At 67.1% G+C, this 18,672-nt stretch carries 16 protein-coding genes; 14 read left to right on the top strand and 2 right to left on the bottom strand.

Translation table 11 applies throughout. The annotated features are described in order from the left end of the window. The first annotated feature begins 6 nt into the window (after positions 1-6). The 3 genes from mltB to AC2A1N_RS15995 all read left to right on the top strand — a co-directional run bounded on the left by mltB (position 7) and on the right by AC2A1N_RS15995 (position 3,741). Entirely contained in the window at positions 7-1,152 is a 1,146-nt protein-coding gene (gene mltB, locus AC2A1N_RS16005) for a lytic murein transglycosylase B (protein WP_061479687.1), read from the top strand. Beyond that, positions 1,149-2,420 (top strand): septal ring lytic transglycosylase RlpA family protein, encoded by a 1,272-nt coding sequence (locus tag AC2A1N_RS16000; RefSeq protein WP_154351434.1) that lies wholly within the window; start codon positions 1,149-1,151, stop codon positions 2,418-2,420. Before mltB ends, AC2A1N_RS16000 begins: the two co-directional genes overlap by 4 nt. A gap of 100 nt (positions 2,421-2,520) precedes the next feature. Beyond that, a complete protein-coding gene (locus AC2A1N_RS15995) occupies positions 2,521-3,741 on the top strand; it encodes a D-alanyl-D-alanine carboxypeptidase family protein (RefSeq protein ID WP_154351433.1) in 1,221 nt (406 codons plus the stop codon). Between the two features lie 244 nt (positions 3,742-3,985). Here the strand turns inward: AC2A1N_RS15995 and AC2A1N_RS15990 are convergent, their stop codons facing one another. After that, positions 3,986-5,044, bottom strand: a complete 1,059-nt coding sequence (locus tag AC2A1N_RS15990; protein ID WP_080376906.1) for a lipid A deacylase LpxR family protein — start codon at positions 5,042-5,044, stop codon at positions 3,986-3,988. Between the two features lie 351 nt (positions 5,045-5,395). Here AC2A1N_RS15990 and AC2A1N_RS15985 point away from each other — a divergent pair, with 351 nt between their 5' ends. The 7 genes from AC2A1N_RS15985 (at position 5,396) to gnd (ending at position 12,849) form a co-directional block, all read left to right on the top strand. Beyond that, the gene (locus AC2A1N_RS15985; RefSeq protein ID WP_005411067.1) at positions 5,396-5,674 is read left to right on the top strand and encodes a YbeD family protein; all 279 of its coding nucleotides are present in this window, start codon (positions 5,396-5,398) and stop codon (positions 5,672-5,674) included. Continuing rightward, the gene (lipB, locus tag AC2A1N_RS15980) at positions 5,662-6,372 is read left to right on the top strand and encodes a lipoyl(octanoyl) transferase LipB (protein WP_134968132.1); all 711 of its coding nucleotides are present in this window, start codon (positions 5,662-5,664) and stop codon (positions 6,370-6,372) included. The genes AC2A1N_RS15985 and lipB overlap by 13 nt, the downstream gene beginning before the upstream one ends. 18 nt (positions 6,373-6,390) lie before the next feature. Further along, positions 6,391-7,401, top strand: coding sequence for a lipoyl synthase (gene lipA, locus AC2A1N_RS15975; protein ID WP_061479683.1), 1,011 nt, complete (start codon positions 6,391-6,393; stop codon positions 7,399-7,401). Between the two features lie 270 nt (positions 7,402-7,671). Further along, complete coding sequence (locus tag AC2A1N_RS15970) at positions 7,672-9,849, top strand: carboxy terminal-processing peptidase (protein WP_005419368.1); 2,178 nt, start codon at positions 7,672-7,674, stop codon at positions 9,847-9,849. 234 nt (positions 9,850-10,083) lie between these two features. Continuing rightward, on the top strand, positions 10,084-10,674 hold the full coding sequence (locus tag AC2A1N_RS15965) for a DUF2242 domain-containing protein (RefSeq protein ID WP_005419366.1): 591 nt from the start codon (positions 10,084-10,086) through the stop codon (positions 10,672-10,674). A gap of 17 nt (positions 10,675-10,691) precedes the next feature. Continuing rightward, entirely contained in the window at positions 10,692-11,930 is a 1,239-nt protein-coding gene (locus AC2A1N_RS15960) for a hypothetical protein (RefSeq protein ID WP_242891379.1), read from the top strand. Positions 11,931-11,940: 10 nt separating this feature from the next. Then, on the top strand, positions 11,941-12,849 hold the full coding sequence (gene gnd / locus AC2A1N_RS15955; protein WP_484372847.1) for a phosphogluconate dehydrogenase (NAD(+)-dependent, decarboxylating): 909 nt from the start codon (positions 11,941-11,943) through the stop codon (positions 12,847-12,849). Positions 12,850-13,033: 184 nt separating this feature from the next. Here gnd and AC2A1N_RS15950 read toward each other — a convergent pair whose 3' ends face one another. Further along, the gene (locus AC2A1N_RS15950; RefSeq protein ID WP_061479680.1) at positions 13,034-14,077 is read right to left on the bottom strand and encodes an oxidoreductase; all 1,044 of its coding nucleotides are present in this window, start codon (positions 14,075-14,077) and stop codon (positions 13,034-13,036) included. Between the two features lie 172 nt (positions 14,078-14,249). Here AC2A1N_RS15950 and AC2A1N_RS15945 point away from each other — a divergent pair, with 172 nt between their 5' ends. From AC2A1N_RS15945 to AC2A1N_RS15930, 4 genes are all read left to right on the top strand, one after another. Then, complete coding sequence (locus tag AC2A1N_RS15945; protein WP_242891269.1) at positions 14,250-14,636, top strand: BON domain-containing protein; 387 nt, start codon at positions 14,250-14,252, stop codon at positions 14,634-14,636. 230 nt (positions 14,637-14,866) lie between these two features. Then, positions 14,867-16,684, top strand: a complete 1,818-nt coding sequence (locus AC2A1N_RS15940) for a sensor histidine kinase (protein ID WP_061479679.1) — start codon at positions 14,867-14,869, stop codon at positions 16,682-16,684. Continuing rightward, complete coding sequence (locus AC2A1N_RS15935) at positions 16,681-17,121, top strand: response regulator (protein ID WP_005411057.1); 441 nt, start codon at positions 16,681-16,683, stop codon at positions 17,119-17,121. Before AC2A1N_RS15940 ends, AC2A1N_RS15935 begins: the two co-directional genes overlap by 4 nt. Positions 17,122-17,125: 4 nt before the next feature. Continuing rightward, positions 17,126-18,637, top strand: coding sequence for an ATP-binding response regulator (locus tag AC2A1N_RS15930; RefSeq protein ID WP_111201871.1), 1,512 nt, complete (start codon positions 17,126-17,128; stop codon positions 18,635-18,637). Positions 18,638-18,672: the final 35 nt, after the last annotated feature.

The raw sequence follows: 18,672 nt of genomic DNA, 5'->3' as shown, positions 1-18,672 counted from the left end.
GCGACGATGATTCGACGCACTCTGGCCTGCATGCTCACCCTCGGCCTGGTCGCCTGCGCGACCCAGCCGAAGTCCCCACCGTCTCCGCCCCAGGCCAGCAGTACGCCGCGCCAGCCCGCCACCAAGGCCCACGGCCCGGCCGAGGCCGCGCCCGAAGCGGCCGCTGCTACAGCGCCGCCGGTCGATCTCACCCCGGTGCCGTTCGAGGTCGCACGGGCCCGCTTTGTTGCCGATACGGCCAAGCGCTATGGCCTGAAGCCAGAGCAGATCAGCAGCGTGCTCGACCAGGCGCAGGTGCGCCAGCCGATCATCGCCGCCATGTCGCGCCCGGCCGAACGGGTCAAACCGTGGAACGAATACCGGCCGATGTTCATCAGCAAGGCACGCATCGATGGCGGCCGCGCGTTCCTGGCCCAGCATCGTGCAGAACTGGATCGCGTGCAGCAGCGCACCGGCGTGCCGGCCGAAGTGATCGTGGCGATCATCGGCGTGGAGACCAGTTACGGGAAAAATGCCGGCAACCACCGCGTGCTCGATGCGCTGTACACGCTGGCGTTCTACTACCCGCGCAGTGGCGACCCGGCCAAGCTGGAACGCGAAGTGCGCCGCGAGCTGTTCTTCCGCGATGAGCTGGCCAAGCTGTTCGAGCTGGGCCGTGAGGAAAAGCTGGACATCACCACGCTCAAGGGCAGCTATGCCGGTGCGATGGGCATGGGCCAGTTCATGCCGTCCAGCTATCTCGATTACGCCGTGGACGGTAATGGCGATGGCCGTCGCGACCTGTTCACCAGCTACGACGATGTGTTCTCGTCCATCGCCAATTATTTCGTGAAGAAGGGCGGCTGGGTCCGTGGTGGTCAGGTGGCCGTACCGGCCACGCTGGCGCCGGGGCGCGAGGAGTTCAACCCCACCGAATGGATGCCGACCTGGTCGCTGGCCGACCTGGCACAGCGCGGCTACCAGCCCAGCGCTGCGGTGCAGCCGGGCGCCACCGCAACGCCGATCACGCTTGAGGGCAGCACCGGCAAGCAGTACTGGCTGGGCTTCCAGAATTACTACGCGATCACCCGCTACAACCTCTCGAAGATGTACGCGATGGCCGTGTTCCAGTTGTCGCAGGCCATCGCCGGACAGGAGCTGCCCCCGGCATGAACATCAGATGGCTGGTCCCGAGCTTGATCGTCCTCGCGCTCGCTGCCTGCAGCAGTGCGCCGAAGAAGCCGGCCACGGCCGGCCACGGTGGCAAGCCCAGCGGCACGGTGGTGCAGGGTCGCGGCTCGCGCCCGGCGCATTGCCCGGAGGGCTCGCCCTATGCCGCGGCCAAGGAAGACCCGAACACGCGCGGCAACTACACCGCCGGGGGGCTGTACAAGCCAGGCGTGCGTGACAGCACCCCGGACTACATTCCCAACGTCGCCTGCATTCCCGAGCCGGAAGTGACCGCCGAAGAGCGTTCGGCCATCGGCAACAAGTCGCCGTACGTGGTGCTGGGCAAGTCGTACAAGGTGCTCGACGACACCCGCAACTATGTCGAGCGCGGTACGGCGTCGTACTACGGCGCCAAGTTCCACGGCCGCCTGACCTCCAACCGCGAGGTCTACGACATGTACCAGTTCACCGCTGCGCACAAGACACTGCCGCTGCCCAGCTTCGCCCGCGTCACCAACCTGGACAACGGCGAATCGGTCATCGTGCGCGTCAACGACCGTGGCCCGTTCCATGATGGTCGCGTGGTCGACCTCAGTTATGCCGCCGCGGTACGCCTGGGCATCACCCAGCGCGGTACCGGCAACGTGGAAGTGCGTGCGCTGCAACCGGGCGAGAGCAACCTGCTGGCCCAAAAGCCGTCGCGCCGCGAGCGCCGTGCCGCCGAAACGGCTGTCGCGGCGGCCAGTACGCGCCCGGTAACGGCTGCGGGTGCCACCTCCGACAGCGACATTGATCGCCTGGTCAAGCGCCTGCCGACCGACGCCATGCCTGCGCGTGGCCAGCCGGCCACCACCCAGGGCGTGGCCAGCGCCGTGCCGGACGTGGCGGTCAGCAGCCTGCCGCCGAGCGCACCGCCGGCGCGCAGCGCCCCTGTGGCACCGGTTGCCGTCGCCAGCGCCGCGCCGCGCGCGGTCACGCCGGCGCCGGCGCGTACGACGCCGGCCACACCGACGGCCCCCAGCCTGTCGCAGCAGGTGGTGGGCGCGGTGATGGTGCAGGTCGCCAGCTTCTCCAGCCGCGACAATGCCACCCGCGCAATGGGCCAGCTCAACGCCGCCGGCATCGTCGGCGCGACCATCAGCGACATCGCCGCCGGTGGCCGCACCCTGTTCCGCCTGCGCGTTCCCGCCAGCGACCATGCCAGTGCCGCGGAACTTGTCGGCCGCATTGCCGGTCTGGGCCTGGGTTCGCCGCAGATCGTCAAGGATTGACCCGCCCGGGCCGGTGCTGCCGGCCCATGCTGCCCCGGCCTTACAATGGCCACTACGTTCCACCCTCCATTCCTGGCCGTCCCCTGGAGCCTGCTGTCCAATGAATTTCCGTTCCGCCGCCACCGCCCTGGCCGCCACCCTGGTGGTGGGCCTGGCTTCCGCCCAGACCCCGCTGCCGACCCCGGCCACGCCGGCGCCCGCCGCCGCCGCTGCCGCCCCGGCCACCGTTGCCACCCCGCCGGCGCCGGTGCCGAGCGTATCCAAGGCCTGGGTGCTGATGGACTACGCCACCGGCCAGGTGCTGGCTGGCGAAAACATCCACGAGCAGCTCGCGCCGGCCAGCATCACCAAGGTGATGACGTCCTACGTGGTTGCCGCCGAGGTCAAGAACGGCAAGGTCCGTGCGGATGACCCGGTGATGATGAGCGAGCGCGCCTGGCGCGAAGGCGGCGCCGGCACCGATGGCAGCTACAGCGGCTTCCCGGTCAACCAGACCGCACGCCTGGAAGACATGGAAAAGGGCATGGCGATCCAGTCCGGCAATGACGCCGCGATCGCCCTGGCCGAGCACGTGGCCGGCAGCGAAGAAGCCTTTGCGTCGCTGATGAACAGCTACGCCGCCAAGATCGGCATGAAGAACTCGCACTTCGTCAACGCCCACGGCCTGACTGCCGAAGGCCACCACAGCACCGCCTACGACCTGGCGCTGCTGGGCCGCGCGATGGTGCGTGATTACCCGGAAACCTACGCGTACAACAAGATCAAGGAATTCCAGGTCGGCAACATCAAGCAGCCGAACCGCAATCTGCTGTTGTGGCGCGACGGCAGCGTGGACGGCATCAAGACCGGCCACACCTCCGAAGCCGGTTACTGCCTGATGAGTTCGGCGCAGCGCGGCGACCAGCGCCTGATCGCCGTGGTATTGGGCGGTGCGTCGGAAAAGCAGCGTGCCGATGACAGTCTGGCCCTGCTGAACTGGGGCTTCCGCTTCTTCGAGACCCACCGCCTGTACGAGCCGGGCAAGGCCGTGGCCGAGCACAAGGTCTGGAAGGGCACCACCGACAAGGTGCAGCTGGGCGTGGCCCAGCCGATGCTGGTGAGCGTGCCGCGCGGCCGCTACAACGACCTGAAGCCGAGCATCGATGTGCCCAAGACCCTGGAAGCACCGTTCACCGCCGGCCAGCAGATCGGCACCGTGAAGGTCACCCTGGATGGCAAGGTCGTCGCCGAAGCGCCGCTGGTGGCCGTGGCCGCCGTCGAGCAGGCCGGCTTCTTCAAGCGCCTGTGGGACAGCTTCTGGATGTGGTGGGAATCGGAATGATCCACGCCCCGGCGTGGTGAACGAAAAGGCCGGCGAATGCCGGCCTTTTCTGTTTCGGGATGCCGGTTGCGTGCGGATGCGGGGAGTGCCGGCCGCTGGCCGGCTCCGCTTGAACCCATCCGGATGTGCCAACAGCCGGCCAGCGGCCGGCACTACCCTCACCCGCTCGCTTGCAGCGAGCGATGCAATAACCGGTGTGCCGACCAACGGTCGGCACCTGCCCGCTTCACCATCAGCCCCTCGCCTACAGCGACCGGCTGATGGTGAAGCTGCCGAACACCGGCGCCTCGCGCTGGCCGTTGAACTCGCGCGTGCTGTGGTAGCGCGCGGCGGCGAACTTCCAGCGGCCGTACATCACCGCCACGCCGTACCCGCCGTAGGCCACCACATGGCGCTTGTCCACGCTGTGACTGTTGCGGAAGGTGTTGCCATCCAGGGTGATATCGCGGATCACCCAGGCAGCGTCCGAGGTCGCGAACAGGTGCCAGGACCACCCACTGGGGCGGCCGCGGCGGGTCGGCGCGGTGTTTTCGCCGGCCGGGCGCAGCGGCGTGCTGCCGAAGTCGTCCGGCAGCTTCCAGCCAAAGCGCACTTCACCGCCGAAATTGGCCTTGGTTTCCAGGTTGCCGATCGACCCGCCGTAGTGGCTGATCGCGTCCCAACCCCAACCGTCGGCATTGACGCTGGCATCGCCCGGCCAGCGGCGCATGCGCTCATGGGTCAGCATGAACAGTGGTTCGTTGTGCAGCTGGTTGTCCCAACCCTTGAATTTTTCGTCGCCCAGCACGTCGTGCACGGCATTCTGCACCTGCTTGCCCTGTGCCCACGGACCGACCACGCCCAGTGTCAGCTGGGTGGTCTGCAGGCGGTCGCCGCTGCGCGCATTGAAACCGAAGTTCGCGATCAGCACGCCGGCGTAAGGGCGGTCGTCCTCGATCAGGTCCCTGCGAGTGAAATCGGTCGGGGTGAAGATCCCCTGGCCGATGCTGAAGATCATGTTCTGCTGTTCGAACTTGCCCGGATGCAGCCCTTCCAGGTACCGGTTTACCCAGCGCGCCATGCGCGGCAGGCAGGGGTCGTCGGTGTAATCGACCAGATTGGGGGAGACCAGGGTCAACAGCGCACCGTTGGTATAGCCCTGATCCTGGTGGCGGCCGCCGAACAGGTCGTTGTCGACGCGGAAATTGACCTGCGGCGGGTGGTCGCGCATGGCGTCCGGGCCACATTGTTCGGCCGCCTGGGCGGCAAGGGGGAGGGCAGAGGCCAGCAGGCCGGCGAGCCCGAGAGCTGCGACACTACGCATGGATGGAATGCTCATGGGGAAGGGGGCGGTTTTCAGTCGTTTTCTGCAACGCTACGGTACTCGTGCCCGCGCGTCGGAACGAGCACGTCCAGATCACTTGTCTGTTCCGAAAACAACATTGTCCGGCGGGCACAATTTGTTACCCGCGTACGCGCCGCAGGCCGGGCGTGAAGGCGGTCGCGGGCCGCCCGTACGATGTTCGCGCTGGTGATGGTCAGGAGATTGCAGTCAGCTGCCGTTGGGCCTCAGGCCCGTCCCTTTGGGCCGCCTGCAACGCAGCAGACCGCCGGTGCGGTCCTGGCGTTGATGAATACTCTTGGGTTTGTTGCCCTGCGGCCCGATAATGGGGCCATGGAAATCAAGTCCGACAACCCCGACCACGGCTTCCAGTTCCCCGGCCAGTTCGAGCTCAGCGCCATGGGCCCGGCCAACCGCGGCCTGGAGCATGAGCTTCCCCGCCTGTTGCTGGCCGCCGGCATCGATGTGGTGAACGAACGCATCAGCTGGAAGCACTCCTCCAACGGCAAGTACGTGTCCGTCCGCATCGTGTTCAAGGCCGAGAGCCGCGAACAGTACGACCTGGCGCACCAGGCGCTGCGTGACCACCCGGAAGTGAAGTGGACGCTGTAGCCGACTCCTGCCCGGCCGAAGCCGCCCCGGAGGACCGTGCGCCGCGTCCGGCGCTGGTCCGTGACCTCGGCCGCCAGCCGTATGAACCGGTGTGGCGCGCCATGCAGCGCTTCACCGACCAGCGCAGCGACGCCGATGCCGACGAGCTGTGGGTGGTCGAGCACGATCCGGTGTTCACCCTGGGCCAGGCCGGCAAGGACGAGCATGTGCTGGCGCCGGGCGACATCCCCGTGCTGCACGTGGACCGCGGCGGCCAGGTGACCTATCACGGTCCCGGCCAGATCGTGATCTATCCGTTGCTGCGCCTGCCACGGCTGGGTATCGGTGTGCGCGACTACGTGTGCCGCATCGAGCAGGCGATCATCGATACGCTGGCCGAGTGGAACATCGGCGCCGAACGCCGCGAGGGCGCCCCGGGCGTCTACGTCGGTGGTGCCAAGATTGCCGCACTCGGCATCCGTGTGCGCCGCGGCTGCACCTTCCATGGGCTGGCCTTCAACGTGGCCATGGACCTGGAACCCTTCCACCGCATCAATCCCTGTGGCTATCAGGGGTTGCAGGTGACCTCGGTGCTGGACTTGGGCGGCCCCTCGGGGATGGACGCCGTCAAGCCGGTGCTGCTGGACCACCTGGCCCGCCAGTTTGGCCTGCTGCTGCAGCACACGCCCGAACTGCCCGATCTTTCTGCGGCCGCCTGACCGCTCCCCGGAACTGCCATGACTGAAACCACCGCCCGTTCCATTCCCCTGCAGATCGTGCAGGGCGATTCTCCGTCCACCGCGCCGTTGCAGGCCGGGGTCAAGCAGCTGGGCGGTGACAAGATCAACCGTTCGCCGGTGCAGTTCGCCGATGCGCCGGTACTGCGCAAGCCGTCCTGGATCCGCGTGCGCATTCCTTCGGGCAATGCCGTGCAGAACCTGAAGGCCAAGCTGCGCGAGAACCGCCTGGTGACGGTATGCGAGGAAGCCAGCTGCCCGAATATCCACGAGTGCTTCGGTCATGGCACCGCCACCTTCATGATCCTCGGTGAGGTCTGCACCCGGCGCTGCTCGTTCTGCGACGTGGCCCATGGCCGCCCGAAGCCGCCGGATGCCAACGAGCCGGCCAGCCTCGGCCAGACCGTGGCCGACATGGGCCTGAAGTACGTGGTGGTGACCAGCGTCGACCGCGATGACCTGCGCGACGGGGGTGCCCAGCATTTCGTTGACTGCATCACCGCCATCCGCGAGAAGTCGCCGGGTACCCGCATCGAGGTGCTGACCCCGGACTTCCGCGGCAAAGGCCGCATGGAACGTGCGCTGGAGATCCTGGCGCAGAACCCGCCGGATGTGTTCAACCACAACATCGAGACCGTGCCGGACCTGTATCGCAACGTGCGCCCGGGTGCGGACTACCAGTGGTCGCTGAACCTGCTGAAGAACTTCAAGGCGCAGCATCCGGACGTGCCGACCAAGAGCGGCATCATGCTGGGCCTGGGCGAGGACTTCGAACAGATCAAGGCCACGATGCGTGACCTGCGCGCGCACGACGTGGACATGATCACCATCGGACAGTACCTGCAGCCGACCGCGCACCACCACCCCGTGCTGAAGTACTGGACGCCCGAGGACTACAAGGCGCTGGAAGTCTACGGCTACGAACTGGGCTTCAGCCACGTGGCCTCCGGCCCGATGGTGCGCTCGTCGTACCACGCCGACGTGCAGGCCAAGGGCGCCGGCGTTTCCTGACATCCTGCCGGTGGGTGGGAGCTGCTTCTCCTGTGGGTGCGGACCGCACACCTCTGCCTGCCGTAGAGCCGAGCCCATGCTCGGCTGCTTGCTGCCGGCCAGCCGAGCATGGGCTCGGCTCTACATGCATTCACAATTTGCTACACCGGCCCGGCTAGGCTGGTTTTCCACCGAGCGCGGCCGGGTGACAAACCCGGCAACTTTCGGCACTGTCGGGGTGTCTGAACACCCTGCAGTCTCTCCCTTGGCAAGGCGCCTTCGAGCACGTCAATGAAATTCAAAGCCCCCGCATTCCTGATGGCCCTGGCGCTGGTCGCGCCGCTGGCGCTGGCGGCCAAGGCCGACTCGCCTGCATTGCCCGCTGCGGCAACTGCCGATCAGGTGACCACCTCCAAGCTGGTGTATGGCCTGTTGTCCGACAGTCGTTACGCCTACCGCCCGCGTGCGCTGGACGAGGCCACCTCCAAGGACGTGTTCAAGCGCTATCTGGAGACGCTGGACGGCGCCAAGCAGTATTTCACCCAGGCCGACGTGGCGCGCTTTGCGCCCTTCGAAGCCAACATCTCCTCGGCCATCCGTGGCGGCGAGCTTGAGCCGGCGTTCCAGGTGTTCGCGGTCTACAAGCAGCGTGTCGGCGAACGTGTGGCCTTTGCGCGCAAGCTGCTCAAGCAGGAGCCGGACTTCACCACCGACGAGCGCTTCGAGTACGACCGCAAGAAGGTGCCGTGGGCGGCCAGCAGCGCCGAGCTGGATGAGCTGTGGCGCAAGTCGGTGAAGAACGACTGGCTGCGCCTGAAGCTGGCAGGCAAGAAGCCGGACGATATCCGCAAGACGCTGGACAAGCGCTACGCGACGCTGGAGAAGTCGGTCAACGAGCTGAAGGGCGAAGACGTCTTCCAGTTCTTCATGAATTCGTACACCAGCGCGGTTGATCCGCACACCGATTACTTCACCCCGCGCACGGCCGAGAACTTCAACCAGGCGATGTCGCTGTCGCTGGAAGGCATCGGTGCGCAGCTGCAGCGCCAGGACGACGTGGTGGTGATCCGCGAGATCATCGCCGGCGGCCCGGCTGCGGTGGACGGCACGCTGAAGCCGGGTGACCGCATCGTCGGCGTTGGCCAGGGCAAGTCTGGCCAGGTCGAGGACGTGATCGGCTGGCGCATCGACGATGTGGTGGCCAAGATCCGCGGCGCCAAGGACACCCAGGTCAAGCTGGAGTTCATTCCAGCTGCCGAAGGTGCCGATGGCAAGCACCACACCCTGGTGCTGACCCGGCAGAAGGTGCGCCTGGCCGAACAGGCCGCCAAGGGCGAGACCATGACCATTCCGGCCGCCAACGGCGAGCCGGCACGGAAGATCGGCGTGATCAAGCTGCCGACCTTCTACCAGGATTTCGAAGGCCGCCGCCGCAACGCGGCCGACTATGCCTCGGCCACCCGTGACGTGGCCAAGCTGCTGGCTGGTTTCAAGAACGACAAGCTGGACGGCGTGGTGCTGGACCTGCGCAACAACGGCGGCGGTTCGCTGGATGAAGCCATCGAACTGACCGGCCTGTTCATCGAGCAGGGCCCGGTGGTGCAGGTGCGCGAGTCCGGTGGCCGCGTCACCGTCAACAGCGATCGCAACCAGGGCGTGGCGTGGGATGGCCCGCTGGCGGTGCTGATCAACCGCGGTTCGGCCTCGGCCTCGGAGATCTTCGCCGGCGCGATCCAGGATTACGGCCGTGGCCTGGTGATCGGTGAAACCAGCTTCGGCAAGGGCACCGTGCAGAACATCGTCGACCTCGACCGCTGGCCGAGTGGCGAGACCCAGCGCTTCGGCCAGGTCAAGCTGACCATCGCCCAGTTCTTCCGCATCAGCGGCAGCAGCACCCAGCACAAGGGCGTGGTGCCGGACCTGGCCTTCCCGGCCAGCGTCGATGCCACCGAGTTCGGCGAGAGCACCTACGATAACGCCCTGCCGTGGACCCGCATCGCCGCCGTGCCGCACACCCAGTACGGCAACTTCGCGCCGCTGCTGCCGAAGCTGGAGGCCCGCCACGACGCGCGAATCGCCACCGACAAGGAATTCCAGTGGTGGAACGAGGACGTGCAGCAGTTCCGGACCGAGGCGGCGAAGAAGTACATCTCGCTCAACGAGGCCACCCGTCGCGCCGAACGCGAGCGCCAGGACGCCCAGCGCAAGGAACGCCAGCTGCAGCGCAAGGAGCTGGGCCTGGCCCTGGACCCGCTGGCCGATGACAGCAGTGATGATGGCCTGACCGGCAACGAACGCGACATCGTGAAGGATGCCGCCCGCGAGAAGGCCGCCGAAAAGCGTCCGGACCCGCTGCTGCGCGAGTCGGCCTCGATCCTGGCCGACGCGGTGAACCTGCTGGCCAATGACCGTCCGCTGTCGGCCCAGGTGCTGCCGCAGTCCACCGGCGCGGGGCGTTGGGCGGACTGAGCCGGAGACGGCGCGCGACATCCGCAGGGGCCGGCATTGCCGGCCCCTTTCTGTTTGGGAAGCGCATTCCCGGTCGCGCCGGGCCATGCCCGGGCCAGTGAAGTGCCGCAAACGACTTGATCCCCTCCGTCCCCTTTTACGTGCATGAACCGGGAGCAACGTGGGGGGGCATATCGACCTGCCGCACACGGGGGCGGGACTACCCTTGGTGCTTCCGTTCTCGCAGGAGTACCCATGCGGGCCTCCCGTCTTTCCAGCGCTGCCGTGGCGTGCGCCAGCGCCTTGATCCTTTCGGCCTGTGGTGGCCGCGCCGCCGACAGCACCGTGCTGCGCGAGTCTTTCGATTCCGGCGATACCTTCTCGCGCACCGTTGAGGGACGCCCCGGCGAAGCCTGCGAGGCCGCGCGCCGCACGCTGCTCAGCCAAGGCTATGCCATCGCCCGTTCCGATGATGCGCAGGTGGAGGGCAACAAGAACTTCCAGCCGCGCGAGGATGACCATGAGCAGCTGGTGCTGCGCATCTCCTGCGCCCCGCGCGGCAGCCAGACGCTGGTATTCGTCAGTGCCGTGCAGGACCGCTACGCGCTGAAGAAGAGCCCGACCTCGGCCAGTGTCGGTGTGGGTGCGCTGGGCTCGGTGTCGCTGCCGTTCGGCAGCAACGACGACTCGCTGGTGAAGGTGGCCAGCAGCACGGTCACGGATGCCGAGTTCTATCGTCGCTTCTTCCAGCGCCTGCAGCAGTATCTGCCGGCCGCGGCTGGCACGCCATCGCCATCGCCGGCAGCGGCGCCGGAACCCGCACCGGCGGTCACGGACCAGGGCTGAGTGTGCGCGGCAGGTGGCTGATTGCAGCCCTGCTGCTGGCGCCCGCGTGGGTCGTGGCAGCGCCATCCCCGGACTGTACGCAGGGCCTGCTGCAGCGGTTGGGGTGGCGCTTCGAAGAAGCGTCCCTCACCGCGCCGGAGGTGCGCGGTGGTCCCGTATGTACGCGTGCCTCGCTGGCTGATTCACAAGCGGCCGGCGACCTGCAGGTGCGGTGGCCGGCGGCGCTGCCCGCTGCCGCTCGGCAGGCACTGCTGCAGCAGCTGCTGGATGACCCCGCCACCGTCTGCGCCTATGCCTTTGAGCTGGGGGCGGCCACGCGGCGCGCGACTTCGGCATTGCAGGGCAATCCCACGTTCCGCTTCTCCGGCCCGCAGCTGGGATGGATCGGCTTCGGATTGCAGGGCGCACCGGCACAGGGTTGGCAGCGTACGCGCAGTTTCGGTCGTGGCTTCGTGCCCCGCGCGGGCAACAGCCATGCGCTGCAGGCGTTCTACAGCGGTGCCGTGCGTGCCGAATGCGGTGTCGGCCGCCAGGTCGCACAGCTGGCCACCCAGCGCGAGCTGTATGGCGATGCTGCGTTCGACACCGGGTTCGCAGCGGAGGAACTGTCGATCGGCACCTTCCTCGCGCTGCACGACACCGACAGCATCCTGCTCGGCGCGCATGCGGGCGACCTCTTCGCCGATGGCAAGGCGGTGCGCACCTCGGCGATGGGGCGGCAGGCGTTCGTGGGCGTGCCCGGTTTCATCGAACATGTGTACGACAAAGGCACGCTGGACGACCTGAGCAACCAGGCCGAGAACTTCGTGGTGGTCGAGGTGGGCGAGGGCGCTGCGCAGGCGCTGGCGCTGCACGCCGGCCTGGCCTGGTACGACCAGCGCAATGCCGAGCTCTGGAAACTGGCGCAGGACATCCCGCGCATCGGCCAGCGCTATTTCGAGCGCCTGCTGTTCGAGCGCGATCCACAGCTGCGCGCACGCCTGGCGCCGCGCTACCACGCGGCTCTTGTGCGCATGGATCAGCTGCTGGACGATCCGTTCTACCAGCAGTTCGTGATCTACGTGCATCCGCGCGGTATACGTCCTATCGGCTACCACATCGTCCGCCTGCTCGATCGCAACCCGAGAACGCCGTTTTCGATCGACCTGGCGGTGCACAATCTGCATACCACGCTCTACCGGCGTTGGCGCGAGGCGCAACTGCGCCACTGCGCGGCTACCGGCAGGCCAGGCAGCCTGACCCTAGACCCCAACTGAAGGTGAAACAATGGATATTGCAATGATCGGCCTCGGCCGCATGGGCGCCAACATGGCCCAGCGCCTGCATCGCGGCGGCCACCGCGTGGTCGGCTACGACCCGGGCGAAAGTGCGCGCCAGCGCGCTGCAGAGGGGGCCGGCCTGGAAGTGGTTGATTCGCTGGCCGCCGCCGTGGCCGCGCTGCCGGTGCCGCGCGTGGTGTGGCTGATGGTACCGGCCGGCGAAACCGTCGACCAGACGCTGGGCCAGTTGACCCCGCACCTGGCCGAGGGTGACATCGTCATCGACGGCGGCAACTCCAACTACCAGGACTCGATCCGTCGCGCCAAGGCGCTGGCGGAGGACGATCTGGGCTACGTCGACTGCGGCACCAGCGGCGGCGTGTGGGGCCTGCAGGAAGGCTACAGCCTGATGGTCGGTGGCGAAGCGCCGGTGGTGGAGCAGATCGCACCGCTGCTGCGCACGCTGGCACCGGCAGAAGATCGTGGCTGGGCGCGTGTCGGTCCGTCGGGCGCCGGCCATTTCACCAAGATGGTCCACAACGGCATCGAGTACGGGATGATGCAGGCCTATGCCGAAGGCTTCGCGCTGATGGAGCGCAAGCAGGAGATGGCGCTGGACCTGGCCCAGGTGGCCGAAGTCTGGCGCCACGGCAGCGTGGTGCGTTCGTGGCTGCTGGACCTGAGTACCGAAGCACTCAAGCGCAATCCGTCGCTGGATGGCATCGCGCCATACGTGGAGGATTCCGGCGAAGGCCGCTGGACCGTGGCCGAAGCCATCGCGCTGGACGTGCCGGCACCGGTGATCACGTTGTCGCTGCTGGAACGCCTGCGTTCGCGCGAATCGAATTCGTTCACCGACCGCCTGCTGTCGGCGATGCGCAATGAATTCGGCGGCCACGCCATCAAGAAGTCGTAAGCACTGCGGTGGGGTCAGAGCCCTTCGGCGTTGCCGAAGGGATCCGACCCCGGGCAGATCAGGGTCGGATCCCTTTCCGCAGGAAAGGGTTCTGATCCCATGCAGCCAGTCGAGCATGGCTCGACTCTACAAAAGCCGTCTCCGATCGTTGCCACGTCATCGACGCATGGCGTGGATCTACTGGTCAGTCCAACGCGATCCGCCGCCCTTCGCGCGCGCTGTCCATGCCGGCCTGCAGCAGCCGCATCAACTGCAATGCCTGCATCGGGCTGACCGTCGCTTCGCCGTCGCCGTGCATCGCCGCTGCGAACTGCGCATACAACCGACGATAGTCGCCGGGCAGGTTGTCGACGGTGCTGCGCAGAACATTGTCTTCTGCATCACAGCGCACCAGTTCGCCATGCCGGGGATCGATGCCCCAACCGGGCGCACCCGGTGCTACGCCGCGGCGCAGCTGGGCCTCCTGCACATCCAGGCCGTACTTGATCCAGCTGGCCTTGCTGCCATGCACGCTGAAGTGCGGGGCAGGGGCAGCCACCAGTGAACCGGCATGCACGATGGCGCGATGCCGCGGGTAGTGCAGTACGGCGTGGAAGTAATCGATGCCGGTGCCACCTTGGCGCTGCACGGCCAGATCCGCATCGATGGCGTCGGGCCAGCCGAACAGCACCAGCATCTGGTCCAGCAGGTGCGGGCCGAGGTCGTACCACAGGCCACTGCCTGGCCCGTCCTGTTCGCGCCAACGGTCGCGCACCTGCGGCCGGTAGCGGTCGAAATGCGCATGGCATTCGGCCACCTCGCCCAGCGTGCCTTCGGACAGCAGCGCCTGCAGCGTGAGGAAGTCGGCATCGAAGCGCCGGTTCTGGAACACGGTGGCGATGCGGCCGGCGTCGCGTGCTGCGGCCAGTACCGTTTCCGCTTCGGCCACATCCAGCGCAAAGGGTTTGTCGACCAGCACGTGCTTGCCGGCGGCCAGCGCGGCCATCGCCAGTGGCGCGTGCTGTTCGTTCGGCGTGGCGATCACCACCGCATCCACCGCTGGATCGTCGAACACGTCCTGTGGCGTTGCACGCACGTGTACGTTGCTGAACGTGCGCAGCAACGTGTCGCGCTGCGAGCTGACGATGCTGTGCAGGACCAGGCCGGGCGTGTGCTGGATCAGCGGCGCATGGAAGACGCGGCCGGCGAGGCCGTAGCCGATCAGGGCCAGGTGCAGGTCGGGGCGCATGGCAGAGCTCCGGCAGGGGGGGAAGGGCAGGGTAAACGACGGATGCGGACAGCCCAAAACTGAACCGTTGCCGTTGGAAACGCTTCGATTCACGGCGGCATGACCGCGACGCCACGCCTGCTCTACGTGCGCTTGTCCAGACTGGCAGCACATCCCGAAGGAGAACGACACGATGAGCAATACCACTCGCACGCTGATTGCTTCTGCCCTGACGCTGGGCCTGGCACTGTCCTCCTCGGCCGCCTTCGCCAAGGACCCGGCCGCGAAGAGCCCGCCGACCACCAGCGCACATCCGGCTACCCATGCGGATCGCCATGATTCCAACGAACCGGTGACCGACAGCTGGATCACCACCAAGGTGAAGGCGGACCTGCTGACCAGCAGCAACGTCCCGGGCACCGAGATCAAGGTGGAAACGGTGAACGGCGTGGTCAGCATGAGCGGCACCGTGGCCACCCAGGCCGAGAAGGACAAGGCGGTCACCACCGCCAAGGGCATCAAGGGCGTGACCCGCGTCGATGCCGCCGCATTGAAGGTCAGCGCTGCCGCCAAGCGCTGAACCGGTTGGGCGCCCCCGCGTGGGGCGCCCGCTGACCTGTAGAGCCGAGCCACGCTCGGCTGGAACTCCAAGGCAGCCGAGCATGGGCTTGGCCCTACAGTCTGATTGCCAACCCGTTCAGCTGGCCGCGCTGGAAATTCCAGAGTTGTGACCGCCTGCGCTATATTGCCGGTTCCGCCGCAACCGGGTTCGGCCCGGCCAACGCGTCGCGGCAGAGCTGACGAGGAACTATGGCGCTGGTTTTCAGTGACGACATCTGGGACCGCTGGCGGTTGCCGGCCTTGGCGCTGGCCGCCGCCGCGATCATCGTGGTGCCGTGGTTGACCCTGCGTAAACTGCAGCAGGACAGCGAACAAGCGATGGCCTGGGTCAACCACACCCAGGCCGTGGGCGTGGCACTGCAGCAACTGCAGGCCGATGTGCGCGATGTTGAATCGGCCGCGTTGACCCTGTCCAAGGGCGTGGATGCCCCCGGCCTGCGCGAGCGCATGGCCCGCGCCGATGAAATTCCCGGGCGCCTGGCCGAGCTGGGCCGGATGACCCGCGACAATCCCGACCAGCTGATCCGCATCGGTCGGATCGAATCGATGCTGGAAGGCCGCATGACACTCGCCCGCGAGCTGGCCAGGTCCGAGCCGAACAGCGACCAGCGCGAGCTGGTGCAGGACCTGAGTACGCGCTATCCCATCCGCGGGCTGGTGGAAGAACTGCAGGCCAGCGAGCAGAAGCTGCTGGCGCTGCGCGCCGAGCAGGCGGCGCGCCAACGCAAGCAGACCGAACTGGTGTCGTGGAGTTCGCTGGTGATCCAGCTGGCGCTGCTCGGCTTGGTGCTGTGGCTGCTGCAGCGGCAGATCGGCCGTCGCCTGCATGCCGAGCGGCAATCGCTGCGCTCGGCTGCACGTGCGGCGTCGGTGCTGCAGACCGTGCGCGAACCGATCGTGCTGCTCGACCGCGACCTGCGCGTGCAGCTGCACAATCCAGCGTTCGCTGAGCTGTACGGCCTGCAGGACGAGCGCGCCGACGGCCTGCTGCTGGAAAACGTTGGCGACAATGCATGGCAGGACCCGGTGGTCCGGCAGCGCCTGGCCGACGTGCTGTCGCGCGGTCGCGAACTGTGGGACTTCGAGCACGAGCAGCGCACCGCTGACGGCATGGTGCGCTACATGCTGCTCAACGCGCGGCGCATGCCGCTGCCCGACAGCGATGACGAGGTGGTGCTGCTGACCATCAGCGACGTCACCATGCAGCGCGCAGTGCAGCTGCGCGTGGAAGAGCTGAACCGCCAGCTGGAAGGCAAGGTTGCGCAGGTATCCGAGGTCAACCGCGAGCTGGAGGCCTTCAGCTATTCGGTCTCGCATGACCTGCGTGCACCGCTGCGCCACGTGGCCGGATTCTCCGACAAGCTGTCGCGCCACCTCGGCGATCAGGCCGATGACAAGAGCCGCCACTATCTGGACGTGATTTCCAGTTCGGCCCGGCGCATGGCAGCGTTGATCGACGACCTGCTGGTCTACTCGCGCCTTGGCCGTGCGGCGATGCGGCAGCAGGCGGTGGACATGCAGTCGCTGGTGGCCGACACCCGCGCCATGCTCGATTCCAACCTGCAGGCCGAGGCCGAGAACAGCGGCCATGCGCACCAGGTGGAGTGGAGCATCGCGCCGCTGCCGATCGTGGTGGGCGACGAGAACATGATCCGCCAGGTCTGGCTCAACCTGCTCGGCAACGCAGTGAAGTACTCGGGCAACCGCGAGCCGGCGAAGATCCGCGTTGACTACCAGCAGCAGCCCGACGGCGGCCATCAGTTCACGGTCAGCGACAATGGTGCAGGCTTTGACATGGCCTACGCCGGCAAGCTGTTCGGTGTGTTCCAGCGCCTGCACAAGGCCAGTGACTATCCGGGGACCGGCATCGGCCTGGCCAGCGTGCGCCGCGTGCTGACCCGCCATGGTGGCCGTATCTGGGCCGAGGCCGAACCGGACGTCGGCGCCACCTTCCACTTCTACCTGCCCCCCGCGACCGACGCGGACAAACAAGGTCCTTCTGCATGACGACTCTGCGCACCATTCTTCTCGCTGAAGACAGCCCGGCGGATGCCGAAATGGCGATCGACGCCCTGGAGGAAGCGCGTCTGGCCAATCCCATCGTGCACGTCGAGGACGGCGTGGAAGTGATGGACTACCTGCTGCGCCGCGGTGCCTTCGCCAACCGCGAGGAAGGCTTGCCGGCGGTGCTGCTGCTGGACATCAAGATGCCGCGCATGGATGGCCTGGAAGTGCTGCGGCAGATCCGCGAGCACGAAGAACTCAAGCGCCTGCCGGTGGTGATCCTGTCGTCCTCGCGCGAGGAAAGCGACCTGGCCCGCAGCTGGGACATGGGCGTGAACGCCTACGTGGTCAAGCCGGTGGACGTGGACCAGTTCTTCGGCGCGGTGCAGACCCTGGGCAAGTTCTGGGCATTGATCAACCAGGCACCGGAACTCGAGTGAGCCCATGCCCCTGACCGGTCCCGCCCTGGGGGCGCTGCGCATCCTGCTGGTGGAAGACTCACCGGAAGATGCCGAGCTGATGTCCGAACAGATGCTCGACGCGGGCCTGGAGGCCCGTTTCGAGCGTGTCGAGAGCGAGGCGGAACTGCGCCAGGCACTGGCGGTGTTCCAGCCGGACATCGTGCTGTCCGACCTGAGCATGCCGGGGTTCTCCGGTGACGACGCGCTGCGCATCGTGCGCGAGACCTCGCCGGAGGTGCCCTTCATCTTCGTCTCCGGCACGATGGGTGAGGAGAATGCGGTGGCGGCGCTGCAGAAGGGCGCCAACGACTACATCATCAAGCACCAGCCTGCGCGCCTGCCTTCGGCGGTCGCACGTGCGATCCGCGATGCACGCAGTGCGGTCGAGCGCGCACGCGTGGAAACCGAACTGATGCGTGCGCAGCGCCTGGAAAGCCTTTCACTGCTCGCCGCCGGCCTCAGCCACGACCTGCGCAACATCCTGCAGCCGTTGCTGATCATGCCGGACCTGCTGAAGGCCCGTACCGAGGATCCGCAGCTGCACCACCTGGCCGACGTCATCGCCGAGTGCGGCCGCCGCGGCCATGAGATGGCCGAGTCGATGCTGTCGTTCGTGCGTGGTTCGCGCAAGCCGAGCGAGCGCATCGAGATCAAGGGCCTGTTCGATGCGGTGGCGCTGCTGTTGCGCAGCAACGTGCCCGATGCCGTGCGCTTGGAACTGCAGGTGCAGGACGAAGGCCTGGTGGTCGACGCCAACTACACCGAACTGCAGCAGGTAATGCTGAACCTGGCGCTCAACGCGATCCAGGCGATGCCCAACGGTGGCCGCCTGAGCCTGACCGCCAGCCATGCCGGCCAGCGCGATGGCGTGGACTGGATGCAGATCTGCGTGTCCGATGAAGGCATCGGCATGGATGCGGACACGCTGTCGCACCTGTTCAATCCGTTCTTCACCACCAAGGCCGATGGCACCGGCCTGGGCCTGATTTCCTGCAAGCGCATCGTCGAAGGCGCCGGCGGCAGCATCCATGTCAGCAGCCAACCGGGGCAGGGCACCTGCTTCGAGCTGCGCTTGCCGATGCACGAAGCCAGCGACGGCAGCGAGCCGATCGAGCAGCTGGTGGCCCTGGGCAGTGGCCAGTCGATCCTGGTGGTCGACGGCGAAGCCACGCGCCTGTCGCTGCTCGGCAACGCGCTGTCCAGCCAGGGGTATCAGCTGCAGCTGGCCTCCGATGGCCCGGCGGCGCTGCGCTGGATGCAGCAGGAGGCGATGCCGGCGCTGGTGATTGCAGACGCCGGCTCAAAGCTGCTGCCGGCCAGCCAGCTGCTGGGCGAGATGGCTGCGCTGGGCTATCGCGGCCCGGCGCTGGTGCTGGAGGACGCGGCGGTGGCGGTGCCTGCCGATGCCTTCCCGGCCGGCGTGGACGTCCATGTACTGCGCAAGCCGCTGCAGATGCAGCAGGTCTTCCGCGCGGTGGCCGAAGCGCTGGGCTGAGTAAGCATCGCCGGGCATGGCCCGGCGCTACCCAC

This window comes from Stenotrophomonas maltophilia group sp. SKK55, from assembly GCF_057179845.1.
This window is presented reverse-complemented; position numbering and strand designations above follow the sequence as displayed.

What these genes read in the sequence shown, in the direction of transcription:
- mltB (WP_061479687.1), top strand. Translation starts at nt 7, where the DNA reads ATGATTCGACGCACTCTGGCCTGCATGCTCACCCTCGGCCTGGTCGCC.
- AC2A1N_RS16000 (WP_154351434.1), top strand. Translation starts at nt 1,149, where the DNA reads ATGAACATCAGATGGCTGGTCCCGAGCTTGATCGTCCTCGCGCTCGCT.
- AC2A1N_RS15995 (WP_154351433.1), top strand. Translation starts at nt 2,521, where the DNA reads ATGAATTTCCGTTCCGCCGCCACCGCCCTGGCCGCCACCCTGGTGGTG.
- AC2A1N_RS15990 (WP_080376906.1), bottom strand. Translation starts at nt 5,044, where the DNA reads ATGCGTAGTGTCGCAGCTCTCGGGCTCGCCGGCCTGCTGGCCTCTGCC.
- AC2A1N_RS15985 (WP_005411067.1), top strand. Translation starts at nt 5,396, where the DNA reads ATGGAAATCAAGTCCGACAACCCCGACCACGGCTTCCAGTTCCCCGGC.
- lipA (WP_061479683.1), top strand. Translation starts at nt 6,391, where the DNA reads ATGACTGAAACCACCGCCCGTTCCATTCCCCTGCAGATCGTGCAGGGC.
- AC2A1N_RS15970 (WP_005419368.1), top strand. Translation starts at nt 7,672, where the DNA reads ATGAAATTCAAAGCCCCCGCATTCCTGATGGCCCTGGCGCTGGTCGCG.
- AC2A1N_RS15965 (WP_005419366.1), top strand. Translation starts at nt 10,084, where the DNA reads ATGCGGGCCTCCCGTCTTTCCAGCGCTGCCGTGGCGTGCGCCAGCGCC.
- gnd (WP_484372847.1), top strand. Translation starts at nt 11,941, where the DNA reads ATGGATATTGCAATGATCGGCCTCGGCCGCATGGGCGCCAACATGGCC.
- AC2A1N_RS15950 (WP_061479680.1), bottom strand. Translation starts at nt 14,077, where the DNA reads ATGCGCCCCGACCTGCACCTGGCCCTGATCGGCTACGGCCTCGCCGGC.
- AC2A1N_RS15945 (WP_242891269.1), top strand. Translation starts at nt 14,250, where the DNA reads ATGAGCAATACCACTCGCACGCTGATTGCTTCTGCCCTGACGCTGGGC.
- AC2A1N_RS15940 (WP_061479679.1), top strand. Translation starts at nt 14,867, where the DNA reads ATGGCGCTGGTTTTCAGTGACGACATCTGGGACCGCTGGCGGTTGCCG.
- AC2A1N_RS15935 (WP_005411057.1), top strand. Translation starts at nt 16,681, where the DNA reads ATGACGACTCTGCGCACCATTCTTCTCGCTGAAGACAGCCCGGCGGAT.
- AC2A1N_RS15930 (WP_111201871.1), top strand. Translation starts at nt 17,126, where the DNA reads ATGCCCCTGACCGGTCCCGCCCTGGGGGCGCTGCGCATCCTGCTGGTG.